The 19,332-nt window shown below is 66.4% G+C and carries 16 protein-coding genes; 8 read left to right on the forward strand and 8 right to left on the reverse strand.

Annotated elements, in window-relative coordinates; all coding sequences use genetic code 11:
• Positions 1–3: 3 nt before the first annotated feature.
• A complete protein-coding gene (locus QX051_RS01715; RefSeq protein WP_315770711.1) occupies positions 4–1,464 on the reverse strand; it encodes a GH1 family beta-glucosidase in 1,461 nt (486 codons plus the stop codon).
• Between the two features lie 278 nt (positions 1,465–1,742).
• On the opposite strand from QX051_RS01715, the gene nthA reads away from it, so the two are divergent.
• From nthA to QX051_RS01735, 4 genes are all read left to right on the forward strand, one after another.
• Positions 1,743–2,378, forward strand: coding sequence for a nitrile hydratase subunit alpha (nthA, locus tag QX051_RS01720; RefSeq protein ID WP_315774787.1), 636 nt, complete (start codon positions 1,743–1,745; stop codon positions 2,376–2,378).
• A complete protein-coding gene (gene nthB, locus QX051_RS01725; protein ID WP_315774788.1) occupies positions 2,378–3,040 on the forward strand; it encodes a nitrile hydratase subunit beta in 663 nt (220 codons plus the stop codon). Before nthA ends, nthB begins: the two co-directional genes overlap by 1 nt.
• Positions 3,037–3,423, forward strand: a complete 387-nt coding sequence (locus QX051_RS01730) for a nitrile hydratase accessory protein (RefSeq protein ID WP_315738002.1) — start codon at positions 3,037–3,039, stop codon at positions 3,421–3,423. The genes nthB and QX051_RS01730 overlap by 4 nt, the downstream gene beginning before the upstream one ends.
• A 187-nt stretch (positions 3,424–3,610) precedes the next feature.
• On the forward strand, positions 3,611–4,387 hold the full coding sequence (locus tag QX051_RS01735) for a hypothetical protein (RefSeq protein WP_315774789.1): 777 nt from the start codon (positions 3,611–3,613) through the stop codon (positions 4,385–4,387).
• 52 nt (positions 4,388–4,439) lie between these two features.
• Here QX051_RS01735 and queC read toward each other — a convergent pair whose 3' ends face one another.
• The gene (queC, locus tag QX051_RS01740) at positions 4,440–5,156 is read right to left on the reverse strand and encodes a 7-cyano-7-deazaguanine synthase QueC (RefSeq protein ID WP_315757501.1); all 717 of its coding nucleotides are present in this window, start codon (positions 5,154–5,156) and stop codon (positions 4,440–4,442) included.
• A gap of 134 nt (positions 5,157–5,290) precedes the next feature.
• Here queC and mazG point away from each other — a divergent pair, with 134 nt between their 5' ends.
• Positions 5,291–6,109, forward strand: coding sequence for a nucleoside triphosphate pyrophosphohydrolase (mazG, locus tag QX051_RS01745; RefSeq protein WP_315774790.1), 819 nt, complete (start codon positions 5,291–5,293; stop codon positions 6,107–6,109).
• A 23-nt stretch (positions 6,110–6,132) separates the two neighbouring features.
• Here the strand turns inward: mazG and QX051_RS01750 are convergent, their stop codons facing one another.
• Positions 6,133–7,035, reverse strand: a complete 903-nt coding sequence (locus tag QX051_RS01750) for a LysR family transcriptional regulator (protein ID WP_315738006.1) — start codon at positions 7,033–7,035, stop codon at positions 6,133–6,135.
• A gap of 128 nt (positions 7,036–7,163) precedes the next feature.
• Between QX051_RS01750 and QX051_RS01755 the strand changes: the two genes are divergently transcribed.
• The 3 genes from QX051_RS01755 to QX051_RS01765 are packed head-to-tail and all read left to right on the forward strand — an operon-like array spanning position 7,164 to position 11,988.
• Entirely contained in the window at positions 7,164–8,537 is a 1,374-nt protein-coding gene (locus QX051_RS01755; protein ID WP_315774791.1) for an MFS transporter, read from the forward strand.
• A 20-nt stretch (positions 8,538–8,557) separates the two neighbouring features.
• Positions 8,558–10,258 carry an FAD-dependent oxidoreductase gene (locus QX051_RS01760; RefSeq protein ID WP_315774792.1) on the forward strand — a complete coding sequence of 567 codons (1,701 nt, stop codon included), beginning with the start codon at positions 8,558–8,560 and terminating at the stop codon, positions 10,256–10,258.
• Positions 10,255–11,988 (forward strand): thiamine pyrophosphate-requiring protein, encoded by a 1,734-nt coding sequence (locus QX051_RS01765; protein ID WP_315738009.1) that lies wholly within the window; start codon positions 10,255–10,257, stop codon positions 11,986–11,988. The genes QX051_RS01760 and QX051_RS01765 overlap by 4 nt, the downstream gene beginning before the upstream one ends.
• A gap of 64 nt (positions 11,989–12,052) precedes the next feature.
• Here the strand turns inward: QX051_RS01765 and hflX are convergent, their stop codons facing one another.
• From hflX to ntrC, 5 genes are all read right to left on the reverse strand, one after another.
• Complete coding sequence (gene hflX / locus QX051_RS01770) at positions 12,053–13,432, reverse strand: GTPase HflX (protein WP_315774794.1); 1,380 nt, start codon at positions 13,430–13,432, stop codon at positions 12,053–12,055.
• 27 nt (positions 13,433–13,459) lie between these two features.
• Positions 13,460–13,708, reverse strand: a complete 249-nt coding sequence (hfq, locus tag QX051_RS01775; RefSeq protein ID WP_006613906.1) for an RNA chaperone Hfq — start codon at positions 13,706–13,708, stop codon at positions 13,460–13,462.
• Positions 13,709–13,977: 269 nt separating this feature from the next.
• Positions 13,978–15,348, reverse strand: coding sequence for a sigma-54 dependent transcriptional regulator (locus QX051_RS01780; protein WP_315738011.1), 1,371 nt, complete (start codon positions 15,346–15,348; stop codon positions 13,978–13,980).
• Between the two features lie 17 nt (positions 15,349–15,365).
• Positions 15,366–17,711 carry a PAS domain-containing sensor histidine kinase gene (locus tag QX051_RS01785; RefSeq protein ID WP_315738012.1) on the reverse strand — a complete coding sequence of 782 codons (2,346 nt, stop codon included), beginning with the start codon at positions 17,709–17,711 and terminating at the stop codon, positions 15,366–15,368.
• A gap of 175 nt (positions 17,712–17,886) precedes the next feature.
• The gene (ntrC, locus tag QX051_RS01790; RefSeq protein WP_315711890.1) at positions 17,887–19,329 is read right to left on the reverse strand and encodes a nitrogen regulation protein NR(I); all 1,443 of its coding nucleotides are present in this window, start codon (positions 19,327–19,329) and stop codon (positions 17,887–17,889) included.
• Positions 19,330–19,332: the final 3 nt, after the last annotated feature.

Raw genomic sequence — 19,332 nt, forward strand, 5'->3', positions numbered from 1 at the left:
GCTTCACGCGCTCACGGCGTTGCGGCTGATCACGTGATGGTAGTACGACGCGCTGAGCTTGGGCGTGCGCACCTGCGTGTCGAAGTCGACGTGATAGATGCCGAAGCGCTGCTTGTAGCCGAACACCCACTCGAAATTGTCCAGCAGGCTCCACAGGAAGTAGCCTTTCACGGGCACGCCCTCGGACGTTGCGCGCTGCAGCTGGGCGAGATAGTTGCGCAGATACATCACGCGGTCGAGGTCGTGGACCTTGCCATCGGCGGTCAGCTTGTCGTCCGAGGAGGTGCCGTTCTCGGTGATGTAGATGGTCTGGAGATTCCAGATCTTGGCGGCGAGCTTCGGCACCCAATAGGCCGTCTCCGGACCGACCAGCAGCCAGGGTGAGCTCATGTGCGGGAACGAGGACGGCATCGGCAGCACGTCGAATCCGGCCGCGCGGTCCGACGCGACGACATAGGCTTGCGGCGCGTAGATATTGAGGCCGACGAAATCGACCGGCGCCGAAATGATCTTCAGTTCGTCGGCGGTAAACTTCGGCGCGTCCTTGCCGGACCACGCCAGGAACCCTTCGGTATAGCGCCCCTCGAGGATGACGTTGAGAAAGCCGGCATTCAATTCGCGCGTCGCGATCTCGGCGGCGCGGATGTTCTCCGGCGTGTCGATCGCCGGCAGGCAGGCCGTGATGTTCTCGGCCATGCCGACGCGCATGCCGGCGCGCCCGCCGGAGCGGATGGCCTGGACGGCGAGACCGTGCGCCAGCGCCACGTGATGGCGCGCCTGGTTGACCTGCTGCTGCGGCAGCTTCAGCCCGGGCGCGTCGACGCCGAGGCCGTAGCCGAACGGGACGAAGCGGCCGCATTCGTTGATGGTGAAGATGGTCTTGACACGGTCGCCGAGATGCTGCGCGACGTAGCCCGCATAATGCGCAAAGGCCTTGGCCGTGTCGGCCGAGAGCCAGCCGCCGACACGGTCCTGCAGCGCCTGCGGCAGATCCCAATGATACAGCGTTGCGTACGGCGTGATGCCGTTCGCCAGGAGCTCGTCGACGAGCCGGTTGTAGAAGTCGAGGCCCTTCGGATTGGGCGTCAGCCCGCCGTCGGGAAACAGCCGGGGCCAGGCGATCGAGAACCGATAGGCCCGGCAGCCGAGCTCCTTGATCAGCCGCACGTCGTCCTTGTAGCGGTTGTAGTGATCACAGGCGACGTCGCCGGTGCTGCCGTCCTCGATGTTGCCCTGCAAATGCGTGAACACGTCCCAGATCGACGGCCCGCGGCCATCGGCCGTAGCCCCGCCCTCGATCTGGTACGACGACGTCGCCGTCCCCCACACGAAATCGGCGGGAAACCGCCGCCCGATGTCCTCCTTCACCGCGCCCTCCTCCGCTTGCGCCGGGCCATTGGCAGCCCCGAGGGCGGCCAGCCCGGCCAGCTTCGCAAGATCACGGCGGGAGACGTCGTTCGGCATTGATGAACCTCAAACCTCTGCTGCTATCGTGCCCGATCGGAACGGCGAAAGCACTACGAACCATATCTGGGCTCCGATTTGAACCGCCCGAGATGGCGGCAATGGAGCGGCCCCGATCACATCTGCGTCCGGAATCGGCGCGTCAATGACCGAGGACGCCGCGCTCGGCATTGTGACCGCCGCACGGCTGCGGCGGCAGTGAAACGCGACTGCTCGCACCGTGGGTTCGTAGCGGCCTCGGCTCGACAGCGGTGCCCGATTACGCCTATGGTTGAGTCATGACGGATCACGATCACCATCACGACCATCCGCACGATCACTCGGACCTGTCCGAGACCGATCTGCGCGTCCGCGCGCTCGAAAGCATCCTGACCGAGAAGGGGTATATCGACCCCGCCGCGCTCGACGTGCTCATCGAGACCTATGAGAGCAAGGTCGGTCCCCGCAACGGCGCGCAGGTCGTGGCGCGGGCCTGGACCGATCCGGCCTATCGGGCGCGCCTTCTTGCCGACGCCACGCCGGCGATCGGCGAGCTCGGCTATGCCGGCCGCCAGGGCGAGCACATCGTGGCGGTCGAGAACACGCCCGATCTGCACAACATGGTCGTGTGCACGCTGTGCTCCTGCTATCCGTGGCCCGTGCTCGGCCTGCCGCCGGTCTGGTACAAATCGGCGCCCTATCGCGCCAAGGCGGTGAAGGATCCGCGCGGCGTCCTGAAGGATTTCGGCTTCGAGCTGCCGCCGACGACGAAGATCCGGGTGTGGGATTCGACGGCCGAGGTCCGCTACTTCGTGCTGCCGATCCGTCCCGCCGGGACCGATGGCTGGAGCGAGGATCAGCTCGCCGCGCTCGTCACGCGCGACAGCATGATCGGCACCGGCCTGCCGAAGCAACCGCACGAGGTTGGCCGCTGATGGATGGTGCGCATGACATGGGCGGCATCGCCGGCTTTGGTCCGGTCCGCCCCGAGCCGAACGAGCCGGTGTTCCACGCCGAATGGGAGCGTCGCGCCTTTGCCATGACGCTGGCGATGGCGACGCCCGGCGGCTGGAACATCGACATGTCGCGCTTCGCGCGCGAGAACCGTCCGCCGGACGATTACCTCGGCATGAGCTACTACCAGATCTGGCTCGCGGGCATCGAACGGCTGATGCAGGAGCGGCATCTGGTCGACGCGGATGAGATCATCGCCGGCAAGATGCTGCATCCGGCCAAGCCCGTCGCCAAGATCCTCACCGCCGATGCCGTCGCGCCGACCTTGCGTCGCGGCGGCCCGACCGAGCGCGCGGCGACGAAGCCGGCGCTGTTCGCGGTCGGCGACCGCGTCCGCGCCAAGGACATCCATCCGACGACGCATACGCGGCTGCCGCGCTACGTGCGCGGCCATCTCGGCCGCGTCGAGGCGGTCAGAGGCGTGCACGTGTTTCCGGACAGCAACGCCCATGGCGGCGGCGAAGACCCGCAATGGCTCTACACGGTGTCGTTCAGCGGCGCCGAGCTGTGGGCCGATGCGCCCGATCCGCTGCTGGAGGTCACGGTCGACGCCTTCGAGCCCTATCTGGAGTCGGCCCGATGACACCCGACCGAGAGGCGGCAGCCGCGGCGACGCGCGCCCTGCCTGGCATTCCCGTCGACGACAGCGGGCCCGTGTTTCGCGAGCCGTGGGAAGCCCACGCCTTCGCGATGGCCGTCACGCTGCACGCCCGCGGCCTCTTTACCTGGCCCGAATGGGCGGCTGCGCTCGCCGAGGAGATTTCGCGCGCGCAAGCGTCTGGCGATCCCGATTGCGGCGATACCTATTACCGGCACTGGCTCGCGACGCTCGAGCGGCTCGTCGCCGAGAAGGGCGTCACCTCCGCCGACGCGCTGACGCGTTACCGCAATGCCTGGGATCACGCTGCCGATCGCACCCCGCATGGCAAGCCGATCGAGCTCAGGCCCGAGGATTTTGTCGGCTGAGCCCTTCGCGCGCGCGTCTGGCGGATGCTTAATGCCCGGTGTGCGGACGATCCTGCTTTTGATGGTCCGGTCTTAACGGCCGGCTATTCATGCCGCGAATAGCGGTATTCGTTCGAAATTGAACGTTCATCAGTGCGTCCGTAGCGTCCCGCGCATCTTCTTTGCTGAAGTTGAGGGGGACGTCGAAATGCCCGCGCCAGAGTTCGCCACCATCGTCGACACGCTCGCCGGCGTGCGTCAGGACTATCACGAGAAGCTCAAATCGATTCCGCAATACGAGGCCTTCCTGCTGATCGAGAGCTCGACCGAGAAGGCTGCGGGAGCCCTGCACGGCACCGAGGCGTCGGGCTCCTCCATCGCCACCGACGTGATCGATTCGCTGCAATATGCGCGCAACCGGTTCGAGCAGCACATGGCCTCGATCCCGGAGTATCGCGTGCTGGTGGCGATCGACAGGCTGATCAAGGAAATCTCGCAGCATCTCGGCCTCGCGCCGCATGATGATGCGCCGGCCAAGGAGGGCCTTGCCGCGGCCGCCGAACAGCCCGCCGAAGCCGCCGAGGCTGTGGTCCGCGCTGAGAGCGCCGACACCGATGCCCCCGCCGAGGAGGCCGCGCCCCCCGAGCCGGAGCAGGCAGAAATGGCCGAGGACGAACCGGCCGCAGCCGCAGCGGAGCCGGTCGAAGCCGAGGCCCCCACCCTGCGTATCGTCGACACCCCAGTGAAGTCGCCGTCGATCGTGCCCGCCGATCACGACGGTGCCGCCCACGACGACGACATCGTCGTGCTCAACGCGCCTGCCTGGGAGAAGAGCGGCAAGGACGCCAAGGACGACATCACCGCGCGCCTCGTCGCACAGGCGGCATCCGCGGCAGCCAATGAGGCCGATGACGGCCACCACCTCGCCGATGCGGATCTCGTCATCGTCAGCCAGCGTGAGCCGTCCGACAACGAAGCCGCCTGAGCGCTCGTCTGTCGCGCAGCTCTCCGCGGGGCCCGAGGGCCCCGCTTCCGATTCAGGATGGCCCGCCCGCCGCGACGTACGCGCGCCATCCTTTGGCGCGCAGCTCGCAGGCGGGACAGTGACCGCAGCCGTGACCCCAGTCATGCCGCGCGCCGCGCTCGCCGAGATAGCAGGTGTGCGACTGGTCGCGGATCAGGTCGACGAGGCCGGCGCCGCCGAGGTCATGCGCCAGCTGCCAGGTCGCGGCCTTCGACAGCCACATCAGCGGCGTGTGCAGCTCGAACGCGCGCGCCATGCCCAGGCTCAGCGCATTCTGCAGCGCCTTGATGGTCTCGTCGCGGCAGTCCGGATAGCCCGAATAGTCCGTCTCGCACATGCCGCCGACGATGTGGCGGATGCCGCGGCGATAGGCGAGCGCCGCCGCAAAGGTCAGGAACACCAGGTTGCGGCCCGGCACGAAGGTGTTGGGCAGGCCGTCGGCGCCCATCTCGATCGCGACGTCGCGCGTCAGCGCGGTCTCGGAGATCGCAGCCAGCGTTGGAATTTCCAGCGTGTGGCTGTCACCGAGCTTGGCTGCCCAGTCGGGGCGCAGGCGCGCGATGCCCTCGACCAGCCGGTCGCGGCAGGCGAGCTCGATCGCATGGCGCTGGCCGTAGGCGAATCCGATCGTCTCGACGCGCGCGAAGCGGTCGAGCGCCCAGGCCAGGCACGTCGTGGAATCCTGCCCGCCCGAGAACAGCACCAGGGCCGTCGTGTCCTGCTCACTCATGGCCCCCGCTTAGCATCATCGACGGGTCGGGCCAACCCGCCGGGCGCATCCCGTGCAGTCGCCCTTTTCGCTGGGAGCCGCGCGCGGCTTGGGGCATACAGGACCCGATCGAACGATGCTGTCAGGACCTGCCCATGATCCCCTCCCGCGACATCTCACGCCTGATCGAGATCATGGCGGCGCTGCGCACGCCGGTCACCGGCTGCCCGTGGGATATCGAGCAGACGTTCCGGACCATCGCACCCTACACCATCGAGGAAGCCTATGAGGTGGCGGACGCGATCACGCGTGACGACCTCGACGATCTGCGCGAGGAGCTCGGCGATCTCCTGCTGCAGGTGGTCTATCATGCCCGCATCGCCGAAGAACAAGGCGCGTTTGCGTTCGGCGACGTCGTCGAGGGCATCACGAAGAAGATGGTCCGCCGCCATCCGCATGTGTTCCCGGACAAGGACGGCAACGTCACCCAGCCCACCAAAGGCACCTGGGACCGCATCAAGGCCGAGGAGAAGGCCGAGCGCGGCGCGCGGCGGCCGCCCGAGGCGCAGACGAGCAAGTCCTCGCTGCTATCGGGCATCAAGGCCGGACAGCCGGCGCTGGTCCGCGCCATGGAGCTGCAGCGCAAGGCCGCGACCGTCGGCTTCGATTGGAACGATCCGCGCGCGGTGTTGCAGAAGATCCGCGAGGAGGCCGACGAGATCGAGGCCGCGCTCGACAACAAGGATGCGACCGAGCTGACCGAAGAGACCGGCGATCTCCTGTTCGCGCTGGTCAATCTTGCCCGCCACGCCGAGGTTGATCCGGAGACCGCATTGCGCGGCACCAACGCCAAGTTCGAGCGCCGTTTCGCGCACATCGAGCAGGCGTTGACGGCGAAGGGCCGCACACTCGAAGAAGCGTCGCTCGACGAGATGGACGAATTGTGGAACGAGGCGAAGCGGCTGGAGAAGTAGCGTCCCCGGTTCCGAGGTCGTGATCAGCCGCCCTTGCGCGACAGCTCGGCCCTTGCGATCTCGACGAAGCGCTGGGCGGCCGGCGACAATCCAAAGTCGGCGCGGCTCAGCAGCGAGACGTGCCGATGAATCGTCGGCTGCGACAGCGGGATCGCGGCCAAGGTCGGAAATTGTGCCTTGGGCAGCATGTGCGCGGGCAGGATGCTGATGCCGGCGCCCTCCGCCGTGAGCGCCAGCGCGGTCGTGATCAGCGACACTTCCCAGGCAGGCTTCAGCGACCGCCCGGTCTCCGCCAGCGCCTCGTCGATCTGGCGGCGGATGCGCGTGCCGTGACGCATCGTGATCAGGTCGGAGCTCATGATGCCGTCCCACGTCAGACGGCGGTGCTTCTCGAACCGGCCGTCCTTGATGCCGATCGCCGAGAGCGGACTTTGCATCAGCGTCTCAATTCTGACCTCCGGTACGCCCTCGTCCTCCACGCTGCCGAGGCCGAACTCCGCATGCCCGGCCATCACGATCGCGAGCAGTTCGTCGGGCGCGACATCACGCAGATCGATGCGCACCTCGGGATGGCGCGATCGAAACGTCGCAAACACGCGTGGAAGCAGCGCCGACGCGACGCCCGCTGAGACCGCGATGGAAATTCGGCCGGCCTTGATCTCGGCAAGGTCGCGCATCCGCTGCGACAGCCCCTGCGTCCCCGCCAGGATGCGTTCCGCCGCCGTGATCGCCTCGCGGCAGGCCGCCGTCGGATGCAGCGCCCGCGTCGTGCGATCGAACAGCTTGAGCTGAAAGTTCTCCTCGATCTGTCGGATCAGCAGGCTGATCGCCGACTGCGTGACGCGCAGCTCGGCGGCCGCCTTGGTGATGCTGCCGAGCCGATACACCAGGACCAGGGCCTCCAATTGCCGCAAGGTCGGGGGCATTAGCTTTCCTCATGAATGAATGAGAATTTTGTGGCTAATCGAAAGAGTTTGATCATGCAACATATTTGCAAACAGCCGGCGGCTGCGGTGAAGCGGCCAGGCAATAACAAGCACATGGGGAGGGACATTTGACGCAAGCGATCAATCTCACGCGCTACGTCGACGAGCGGCCGCTGTCGGGATTCCAGATCAGGGTGATCTGCCTGTGCGCGTTGGTCGTCGGGCTCGACGGCTTCGATGCCCAGGCGCTCGGCTTCGTCGCCCCTGCCCTCAGCAAGGACCTGCATCTGGCGCCGGGCGCCCTGGGACCGGTGTTTGGCGCGTCCCTGTTCGGCGTGATGATCGGCTCGCTGGTGTTCGGCGCCCTGGCCGACTATCTCGGGCGCAAATGGCTCGTCGTCGCCGGGGTTCTCGTGTTCGCGCTTGGATCGCTGGTGACCACCCAGGCCACGAGCGTATCCGACCTCGTCATCATTCGGTTCCTCACCGGCCTCGGGCTCGGCGGCGTCCTGCCCAACACGATCGCTCTGACCGGCGAATATTCGCCGCAGCGTCGCAGGACCCTGTTGATCATGCTGATGTTCATGACGGTGTCGCTGGGATCGGCGATCGGCGGAGCGGTCGCGGCCAAGCTCATCACCGCCTATGGCTGGCAGATCATCTTTCTCATCGGCGGCATTCTGCCGCTCATCCTCTGTCCCGTCCTCATTATCTGGCTGCCGGAATCGCTCTCGCTGCTGGCCCTCGACGACAACAAGAATGATCGCGTGCGCGCGCTGCTGACGCGGATCGATCCGTCGGACCGCCTGCCCGCCGACGCGCGCTTTACGATCATCGAGGAGAGCGGCAAGGGCTTTCTGCTGCCACAGCTGTTCACCAAGCGGCGTCTGCTGCCGACCTTGCTGCTGTGGGTCATGTTCTTCATGAACATGATGGACATCTATTTCCTCAACAGCTGGCTGCCGACGCTCACACATGGTGTCGGGCTCGACGTCCAGGCGGCGATCTCCGTCGGCATCGCCTTCCAGCTCGGCGGCATGCTCGGCACCGTCGGGCTCGGCCTGCTGATCGAAAAGTTCGGCTTCGATCGCGTCCTGTTCGCGACCTACGTTGCCGGCTTCCTCTCGATCATCACCATCGGTATCGCGGGAGCCTCGTTGCCGATTCTCGTGCCGGCCGTCTTCATTGCCGGCGTCGCGGTGATCGGCGGACAGATCGGCTGCAACGCCTACGCGGCGCGCATCTATCCGACCTACATCCGCGGCACCGGCATCGGCTGGGCACTGGGCATCGGCCGCTTCGGCTCGATCCTCGGCGTCACGATCGGCGGGTTGATGCTCGCGGCGAAATGGGACGTCTCCTCGCTGTTTCAGGCCAGCGCGGTACCGCAACTGTTCTCGGCGCTGGTGATCCTCGGCCTCGCGGTCCTCGGCATGCGCGGCAGTCTTCCGAGCGCCGACGATGCGCAACGCAGTGCGCTCTCCACGCCCGAGCGCGCGTAGATCAAAGCAAGAGAACCGACATGAAGACGATACGAACCCAGGTGCTCATCGTGGGCGCCGGCCCGGTCGGACTGACCGCCGCCATGGATCTCGCCTCGCGCGGCATCGACGTGGTGGTCGCGGAGATCAGGCGTGCCGGAGAGCCGCCCAACGTGAAATGCAACCACGTCTCCGCGCGCTCGATGGAGGTGTTCCGCCGCCTCGGCATCGTCCGCGAGGTGCGCGAAGGCGGCCTGCCGGCTGATTTTCCAAACGACTGCGCCTATCGCACCGCCGTCGTCGGCCGCGAGCTGACGCGCATCCCGATCCCATGCCGCCAGGACCGCTACACGGCAACCGGTGGGCCGGACACCGATTGGCCGACGCCCGAGCCGCCCCATCGCATCAATCAGATCTATCTCGAGCCGATCCTGTTCGCTTGCGCAGAGGCGCAACGCGGCATCACGATTCTCAACCGCGTCCAGGTCGATCGGTTCGACCAGGATGAAAACGGCGTGATCGCGCGGGCGCGCGATCTCGACGCCGGCCGGGACATCACCATCTCAGCCGACTATCTGATTGGCTGCGACGGTGGCCGCTCCACGGTGCGCAAGCTCATCGGCTCACGGCTCAGCGGCACCGATGTCGTGCAGCGGGTGCAGTCGACCTACATCCACGCTCCTGCGCTGAAGGAGCTGATCACCCAGAAGCCGGCCTGGATGACGATGTCGCTCAACCCGCGGCGCTGCGGCACCACCGTCTCCATCGACGGCCGCGACAACTGGCTGATCCACAACCACCTCGCGGCCGAGGAGCTCGAGTTCGACAGTGTCGATCGCGATTGGGCACTGCGCACCATTCTCGGTGTCGACGACCGTTTCCAGTATGAGATCATCAGCAAGGAGGACTGGATCGGACGTCGCCTGGTGGCGGATCGCTTCCGCGATCGCCGCGCCTTCATCTGCGGTGATGCGGCGCATCTGTGGATCCCCTATGCCGGCTACGGCATGAATGCAGGGATCGCCGATGCGGTCGACCTGTGCTGGATGCTTGCCGGCGTCCTCCACGGCTGGGCCACCCCTGCCCTGCTCGACGCCTACGAAGCGGAGCGGCAGCCGATCACCGAGCAGGTGTCGCACTTCGCGATGAACCACGCGCTCGCGGTGATGAGCCAGAGACGCGCCGTGCCTGCGGAGGTGGAGATCGATGGCCCCGTCGGCGACGCGGCGCGCAGCAAGGTCGGCAAGGCCGCCTATGATCTCAACGTGCAGCAATATTGCTGCGCCGGCTTGAATTTCGGCTATTACTACGACCGGTCTCCGGCGATCTCATACGATGGCGAGACGCCGCCGCCCTACGGCATGGGCCATTTCAGCGCGTCCACAGTGCCCGGCGCACGCGCGCCGCACGTCTGGCTGGCCGATGGCCGATCGCTGCTGGATGCGCTTGGCCCGGCCTACACGCTGGTGCGGTTCGATCCGGCCGTCGATGTCATGCCACTGGTCGACGCCGCGGCCCGCCAGGGCGTTCCCTTGACGCTCGTCGACGTCGAGCGCGCAAAGGCCGGCTATGGCTTCCCGGACAGCCTGCTCGTGCTGCGGCCGGACTCGCACATTGCCTGGCGCGGCTTGGCCGCACCGCTCGAGCCCAACGACCTGTTCGATCGCCTGCGTGGACAGGCAAGTCAGAGCATGCGCCGTGACGATGCCGTCGTCGCCCTGACCCGCGTCGTCGCGCCATGACCCGCCACACCACCGCGCATTACTTCCTCGAGGCGCTCGTCGAGATCGGCATCGACTACATCTTCGCCAATCTCGGCACCGATCATGTCTCGCTAATCGAGGAGATTGCACGCTGGGACAGCGAAGGTCGACGGCACCCCGAGGTGATCCTGTGTCCCCACGAGGTGGTCGCGGTGCACATGGCAATGGGCTATGCGAGCGCGACCGGCCGCGGCCAGGCCGTGTTCGTCCATGTCGATGCCGGCACGGCGAATGCGTGCATGGCGATTCAGAACGCCTTTCGCTACCGGCTGCCGGTGCTGCTGTTTGCAGGGCGGGCTCCGTTCGCGATGCATGGCGAGCTGCCGGGAGGACGTGACACCTACGTCCACTTCGTGCAGGAGAGTTTCGATCAGGGCAGCATCGTGCGTCCTTATGTCAAATGGGAATACACGCTGCCGTCGGGTGTCGTCGTCAAGGAGGCGGTCGCCCGCGCTGCCGCGTTCATGCACAGCGATCCGCCCGGCCCGGTCTACATGATGCTGCCGCGCGAGACCCTCGCCGAGACCTGGGACGAGGCGGCGATGCCGGCCTACCCGCCCGCGCGCCGTGGCAGCGTCAAGGCGGGAGGGATCGAGCCGGAGCGCGCGCGTGCCATCGCGGACGCGCTGATGAAGGCGGAGAATCCGATCGCGCTGACCGCTTATCTCGGACGCAGCGCCGAGGCCGTCTCTGTGCTGGAGCGGCTGGCGCTGGTCTGCGGAATCCGTGTCGCGGAGTTCAACCCCGTCACGATGAACATCTGCCAGGACTCCCCTTGCTTTGCCGGCTCCGACCCGGCCGCGCTGGTCGCCGGCGCCGATCTCGGGCTGCTCATCGACATCGACGTGCCATTCATTCCGCAGATGCTGAAGGCCGCCGATCGGCTGCGCTGGATCCAGATCGATATCGACGCCCTGAAGGCGGACATCCCGATGTGGGGATTTGCCACCGACCTCCGTATTCAGGGCGATTCGGCCGTCATTCTTCGTCAGGTGCTGGAGATCATCGTTGCCCGTGGCGACGACGCCTATCTCACGAGAGTGCGCGACCGGATCGCGAGCTGGCAGCCGGCACGCGAGGCCGCGCAGGCGAAACGGATATCCGCGGCGGCACAGAAGGGCCGGATCGGAGCGATCAACCCGGCCTATTTGTTTGCGCGGTTGCAGGCGCTGCTGTCGGAGGACGACATCGTCCTCAACGAGGCGGTCCGCAACGCGCCAATCCTGCAACAGCAGCTTCGCCGCACCAAGCCGATGACCTATGTGGGCCTGGCCGGCGGCGGCCTCGGCTTCAGCGGCGGCATGGCGCTCGGACTCAAGCTCGCCAATCCCTCAGCGCGCGTGGTGCAGATCGTCGGCGACGGCGCCTATCATTTCGCCGCGCCGGACTCCGTCTACGCCTTATCGCAGCAGTGCCAGCTCCCGATCCTGACCGTGATCCTCGACAACAACGGATGGCAGGCGGTGAAGGCATCGGTGCAGCGCGTCTATCCGGACGGCGCCGCACAGCGCACGGACTCCTTCCTCTCTAGGCTCAGCACCGGGCGCCAGGGCGAGCAGCGTCGTCTCGCCGACATCGCCTGCGCATTCGGCGCCCATGGCGAGCGGGTCGACGATCCCGACAAGCTCGATGCGGCGATCGAGCGCTGCCTCGCCGCCCTCGGTGACGGCCGAGCCGCCGTGCTGCACGTCGACATCACGCCCTTGTAGCCCGATGGATAGGCGCAGCGATGCATGTCATCCTGCACGAGAGGCAAACGACGTCGCGCGAGGCTCACGCCACGCGGGGCACGCCGTGATAGCGCTCGACCACGATGTCGCGCTTGGTGGCATCGACGCGCACGGTCATGTCGTAGTGGCCCTCGTGCAGCTCCTTGGCCAGCACTTCGGCGTTGCGATGCAGCCAGGAGATGCCGGCGCCGTCGGCCGCATCGATGGTGAGATCGAGCGTCGTCCGCGCCGCCGCGAGCCGGTCCTCGATCGTCTGCAGGAGCGCCTCGACGCCCTCCCCGGTCTGGGCCGAGACCAGTAGGCATGGCCGCTCCGGTGGCCGCCGTGCGGCGATGTTGGCGAGGTTCTCGCGCGCCGCCTCGTCGAGGCGATCGATCTTGTTCCAGACCTCGATGATGGTGTCGGTAGCCTCGGGATCGATGCCGAGCTGGCTGAGCACCAGCTCGACATCGTGCTGCTGCGCCTCGGCATCCTCGTGCGACATGTCGCGGACGTGCAGGATCACGTCGGCCTCCAGCACCTCCTCGAGCGTGGCGCGGAAGGCGGCGACGAGCTGCGTCGGCAGGTTGGAGATGAAGCCCACGGTGTCCGACAGCATCGCCTTGCCGCCATGCGGCAGCGTGATCGCGCGCAAGGTCGGATCGAGCGTCGCGAACAGCATGTCGGCGGCCTGGACGTCGGCGCGCGTCAGGCGATTGAACAGCGTCGACTTGCCGGCATTGGTGTAGCCGACCAGCGCCACGACGCGATACGGCACGCGTTGGCGGCCGGCGCGATGCAGCCGCCGCGTCGCCTGGACCTTCTTCAGCTCGTTCTCGAGCCGCGTGATGCGGTCGCCGATCAGCCGGCGGTCCGCCTCGATCTGGGTCTCGCCGGGACCGCCCATGAAGCCGAAACCGCCGCGCTGGCGCTCGAGATGGGTCCAGGACCGCACCAGACGGCTGCGCTGATAGTTGAGATGCGCGAGCTCGACCTGCAGCGCACCCTCCTTCGTCTTGGCGCGGCGGCCGAAGATCTCCAGGATCAAGCCGGTGCGGTCGAGCACCTTGGTGTTCCAGGCCTTCTCGAGGTTTCGCTGCTGGATCGGCGAGAGCGCGCAATCCATCACCACCAGCTCGACGCCATGGCCGGCGATCACGCCGGCAATCTCTTCGACCTTGCCCTTGCCGAGATAGGTCGCGGGGCGGATCTGCCCGATCGGCGCGAGAATGGCCTCGGCCACGGTCAGGTCGATAGCCCGCGCGAGGCCCGCCGCCTCGTCGATCCTCGCCTCGAAATCCCGCATGTCAGATTGGCCTGCTTGCGCGCCATCGTCGCCGCGGCGCGCTCGCAAGTAGGGGCCGACCACGATGACGAGCCCGGTCCCCTTATTGTCATCCGGCCTCGACAGGCCGATGGTCCCTTCGCGATCGCGGGGTTCCAATCAGGTCACTCTCACGTCAGGTCACACTCACGCAGACGCGTCCTCGCCGCCTTCGAACAACTGGATCGGCGCGCCTGGCATGATGGTGGAGATCGCATGCTTGTAGACGAGCTGCGAGTGACCGTCGCGCCGGAGCAGCAGGCAGAAATTGTCGAACCATGTGACAATCCCCTGCAGCTTCACGCCATTGACCAGGAAGATCGTGAGCGGCGTCTTGGTTTTGCGGACATGGTTTAGAAAGGTGTCTTGTAGGTTTTGTGCGCGGTCTGCCGCCATTGTTATTGTCTCGCAGTCTTGTGCTTTTTCTTATTGAACCTTCGATGTCCCGATCGCAGGCCCCGGATTCATCGAGGTGGCCCATGGTCCATTGAGATCCCCCTCGAGGGACCACGGGATGCCGGATTAGAAGACAGGCGAGCATATTAGGCAAGCCGCTTGCAAGGAAGCCGGTTCCAAAACAACCGGATTCATCCGTAAAATTCCGGAAATGGACGAATTTTCCAATGTAAATTCGTCCAGTCGGCAGGTTTGGCCGAGCTGGAGCCTCAGCCGACGCCGAGCGCCTTCAGCTTGCGATGCAGGGCCGACCGCTCCATGCCCACGAACTCGGCCGTGCGCGAGATGTTGCCCGAGAAGCGGCTGATCTGGGCGATCAGATAGTCGCGCTCGAACACCTCGCGTGCCTCGCGCAGCGGCAGGCCCATGATGTGCTCGCCATTGTTGCTGGTCGGCATCGCCGGCACCATCGATCCCACATCCGGCGGCAGCATGTCGGCGGTGATGATCACCTCCGGTCCACCGGCAGCCAGAATCATGACACGCTCGACGTTGTTGCGAAGCTGACGGACGTTGCCGGGCCACACATGCGACTGCAGCACGGCCATGGCGTCCTGGCCGATCTGGCGCTTTGGCAGGCCGGTCGTGGCCGAAATCTGCTCCATGAAATAGTCGATCAGCTCGGGAATGTCCTCGCGGCGCTCCGACAGCGGCGGAACCCGGATCGGCACCACCGACAGACGGTGATAGAGGTCCTCGCGGAAACGCCCGGCGGCAATTTCCTCCTCGAGATTCCGTGCGGTCGAGGAGATGATGCGCACGTCGACGTGCACCTTGGTGGTCCCGCCCGCACGCTGGAACGTCTGATCGACCAGCACGCGCAAGATCTTGTTCTGCGTCTCGCGCGGCATGTCGGCGATCTCGTCGACGAACAGCGTGCCGCCATGGGCCTCTTCCAGCGCGCCGGTCTTGCGCGACTGCTCGCCGTTCGACTGCTCGATGCCGAACAGCTCCTCCTCCATCCGCTCCGGCGTGATCGCGGCGGCGTTGATGACGACGAACGGGCCCTCGGAGCGCGGCGATTGAGCGTGCAGCGAACGCGCGGCAAGCTCCTTGCCCGAGCCCGGCGGGCCGACGATCAGGATGCGGCTGTTGGCCTTGGCGGCGCGCTCGATGGTCTGGCGCAACTGGTTCATCGATGGCGAGCGGCCGGTCATGCTGCTCGCGGTCGGCGCCAGCTGCTTGAGCTCACGAACCTCGCGCTTCAGCCGGGAATTCTCTAGCGCACGCGTGGCAACCAGAATCAGGCGGTCGGACTTGAACGGCTTCTCGATGAAGTCATAGGCGCCGCGCTTGATCGCGGCGACCGCCGTTTCGATGTTGCCGTGGCCGGAGATCATCACGACCGGAAGGTCGGGATGGTCCTTCTTGATCTGCTCGAGGAGCTGCAGACCGTCGAGCTTGGAGCCCTGCAGCCAGATGTCCAGGAACACCAGGTTGGGACGGCGGCTCGTGATCTCCGCGAGCGCCGAATCGCTGTCGCGCGCGGTTCGCGTCGTGAAGCCTTCGTCATCCAGGATGCCGGCGACCAGCTCCCGGATATCGGCTTCATCGTCGACAATCAGAATATCACTCGCCATGGGTCACGCCTGTCTCGTCAGCTGCCGGTTGCGGCTTGGATTTTTGGTTCATCATTGGTCGTTTGAACCGTGTCAGCGGTTTCGCCGCCGGCCTCGGTCTTCTGCGCATTGTCAGACGCCCCCGCCTGCTCCTTCGCTCCCGTCTTCGCGGCCTGGCCGGAGACGGCAAAGCGCAGCCGCATCCAGGCGCCGCGCTGGCCGGGACGGAAATCGGACGCGTCCTTCAGCTCGAGCTTGCCGCCATGGTCTTCCAGCACGCGGCCGACGATGGCGAGCCCGAGGCCGGTGCCCTTGGCGCGCGTCGTGACGTAGGGCTCGAGCAGCCGCTGCCGCGCCACCTTCGGCAGACCGATGCCGTTGTCGATGACGTCGATCAGCACGTCCTCACCCTCGCGCGAGGCGACGACATCGATTCGGCCCTTGCCGAGCTCCGCCTCGGGCACCACCTCGATCGCCTCGGTGGCGTTCTTGATGATGTTGGTCAGCGCCTGCGAGATCAGGCGGCGGTCGAACTGCGCGCGCAACGGGTCCTGCTTGATCTCGGTCTCGATGTCGATCTCGGGATGCGCGACCTTCATCAGGAACACGGCCTGCCGCACGGTGTCGGCGACGTCCTCGCCTTCCATCACCGGCTTCGGCATCCGCGCGAATCGCGAGAACTCGTCGACCATTCGCCTGATGTCGTCGACCTGCCGCACGATCGTCTCGGTACATTGCTCAAATACCGCCTTGTCCTCGGTGATGACCTTGCCGAATTTGCGGCGGATGCGCTCAGCCGAGAGTTGAATCGGCGTCAGCGGATTCTTGATCTCGTGCGCGATGCGGCGCGCGACGTCGCCCCAGGCGGACGTGCGCTGCGCCGAGACCAGCTCGGTGATGTCGTCCAGCGTGATGATGTAGCTGTCGCGCGCCTGGTTGGTCTGCTCGGCGGTGACGCGCACCGACAGATTGCGCTCGTGGCCGTCGCGCTGGATCGTGATCTGCCCCTGCACCAGCCGCTGCTTGCCCTCGCGCGCCGTCTTCATCATGTCGTCGAGCTCGGGCAGCACGTCGGAGAGCGGATGATCCAGCACCTCCTGCTCGGCATGTCCGATCAGCTTCTCGGCCGAGCGGTTGAGGATGCCGACGCTGCCCGAGGCATCGACGCCGATGATGCCGGCGGAGGCCGACGACAGCACCGCCTCGATGAAGCGGCGCCGGCTGTCGATCAGCTCGCTGGCGCTGACCAGCTCGTCGCGCTGCGTGCGCAGCTCCTGCGTCATCTTGTTGAAGGTCTGGCCGAGCTGGGCGAGATCGCCCTCCGAGCGATGCACCGGGACCTGGACGTTGAGATCGCCGGTCGAGACGGTGTTCGCGGCATTCATCAATTGCCGGATCGGCGCCACTAGCCAGTTGGCGAAGTTCAGCCCGATCAGCACCGAGGCCATCAGGATGGTCAGCGCGATCACCGCGAACATCAGCGCGAAGGCGATCTGGATGCCGAAGCGCCGCGCTTCGACCTGGGCGTATTCGGCGACCGACAGCTCGGTCTGCTTGAGCTGCTCGACGACCTGCGGATCGAGCGGGCGCGCGACGTAGAGGAAGGTGTCGTTGAACGCGCGCAGCCGGATCACCGCGGCGACGTAGTTCGATTCCGGCAGGACCGCGATCTCGGGCTCCTCCTCCCGGACATTGTTCAGGAACTCGGGCGCCGGCGGCGAATAGGCCAGTTGCACCCCGCCGGTCTCGGCCCAGACGATCGGATTGGTGTTCTTGTCGATGATCATCGCGCCCGGCAGGTTGCGTGAGGCGGCGCTGGTGGTGAGCAGCTCGCGGAAGCTGGCGCGGTCCTGGTCGAACAGCGGCCGCGCGCGTGCGATGTCGGTCGCCATGCCGATGATGTCACCGCGGATGAATTGCGCGTGCTCCTGCATGTAGGCGCGCGCGATGGTCAGCGAGTTCTGGATCGCGACCTTGGCCGGTCCGGAGAACAGCCGGTCGAGGCCGCGATCGATGGTGACGTTGGCCGCCACGGCGACCAGCACCGCCGGCAATACCGCGATCACCGAGAACAGGCTGACGATCTGCACGTGCAGCCGCGCCGCCGCCCGGCCGCGCCGGCGGGCCTGCACCACCTGCCAGACCTCGCGGATGATGATCCCGACCAGGACCAGGATCGTTCCGGCGTCGATCAGGTAGAAGGTCTTGACGACGTCGGTCGTCGGCTCGACCGGGGTCAACCCGACCAGCACGATGAAGGTGAGGAAGGCCGACAGCAGCGCGAGCGCCACCGCCACCGGCGCCAGCCAGGTGCGCCAGGTCCAGCGCCGGCCGTCGGTGGACGACGAATCGAAGGGGGTGGCCGAGGTCTCTGCGCTGGTCATTCCGGCAAGGTGGGTGATGCTGAACGCGGCATGTCCGGGAATCGGACTGATGCATTCCTACCACGCTGTTGCCAAATTGCGACAAATCCGCGGCGCCGGAGCGCGTCGCGGATTTGTCTACATTAATTCTCACCTGAGGCGGGCCTGAGCCCGCCGGAAAGGTATCAAATCACCATCAAGCGCCGCTGCGGTACACCTGAATGTCGAGGTCGCGAATCTTCTTCCGCAGCGTGTTGCGGTTGAGGCCGAGCAGATCGGCCGCGCGGATCTGGTTGCCGCGGGTCGCCGCCAGCGCTGCCGTCAGCAGCGGAATCTCGATCTCCTTGAGAATGCGGTGGTACAGCCCCGGCGGCGGCACGCCGTTGGGAAACCCCTGGAAGTGCGACGACAGATAGGCCTCCACGGCGCCACCGAGATTGTCGATCGAGGTCGGCGTGTTCGAGCCGGTGGTCACCGCCGGCGGCGCCAGCTCGCCATCGATCACCGAGGCAGTGATCACGTCCTGCGGATACAGCGCGGCCAAACGCCGGGCGAGATTCTCCAGCTCGCGGACGTTGCCCGGCCAGCGGTGCTGCTTGAGCCGCTCCAGCGCCGCAGCATCGAGCTTCTTCGGCGGCAGCCCGTCCTTCTCGGCCAGCGCGAAGAAGTGGCGGACGAGGTCCGGCAGGTCCTCGATGCGCTCGCGCAGCGGCGGCAGCCGCAGCGGCACGACGTTGAGGCGGAAGAACAGATCCTCGCGGAACAGCCCCTGCTGGATCAGGATGCGCAGGTCCTTGTTGGAGGCGGCGACGATGCGCACGTCGGTCTTGATCGGGGTGCGGCCGCCGACGGTGGTGTACTCGCCCTGCTGCAGCACGCGTAAGAGCCGCGTCTGCGCCTCCATCGGCATGTCGCCGATCTCGTCCAGGAACAGCGTGCCGCCCTCGGCCTGCTCGAAACGGCCGGAGGCGCGGGTGTTGGCGCCAGTGAAGGCGCCGCGCTCGTGCCCGAACAGTTCCGACTCGATCAGGTCGCGCGGGATCGCCGCCATGTTGACCGCGACGAACGGGCCGTTCCGCCGTTTGCCGTAATCGTGCAGCGCGCGCGCCACCAGCTCCTTGCCGGTGCCGCTCTCGCCGGAGATCATCACCGTGAGGTCGGTCTGCATCAGTCGCGCCAGCACGCGGTAGATGTCCTGCATCGCCGGCGAGCGGCCGACCAGAGGGATCGATTCGAATTCGCCGTCGTCGGGCTGGCTCGCCGCACGCTCCTTCGGCTCGGCCAAGGCACGGCCGACGATCGCGATCAGCTCCTTCAGGTCGAACGGCTTCGGCAGATACTCATAGGCGCCGCGCTCCGACGCCTTGATGGCGGTCATGAAGGTGTTCTGCGCGCTCATCACGATGACCGGCAGGTTGGGCCGCATCTTCTTGATCCGCGGCAGCAGGTCGAACGCGTTCTCGTCCGGCATCACCACGTCGGTGATGACGAGATCGCCCTCGCCCTGGCTCACCCAGCGCCACAGCGTCGCGGCATTGCCGGTCAGCCGCACCTCATAGCCGGCGCGTGACAGCGCCTGGTTCAGGACCGTGCGGATGGCCGTATCGTCGTCGGCAACGAGAATGCTACCTGCAGGCATAGG

Origin of the sequence: Bradyrhizobium sp. SZCCHNR1053 (assembly GCF_032381235.1) — a bacterium.
Classification (GTDB): domain Bacteria; phylum Pseudomonadota; class Alphaproteobacteria; order Rhizobiales; family Xanthobacteraceae; genus Bradyrhizobium.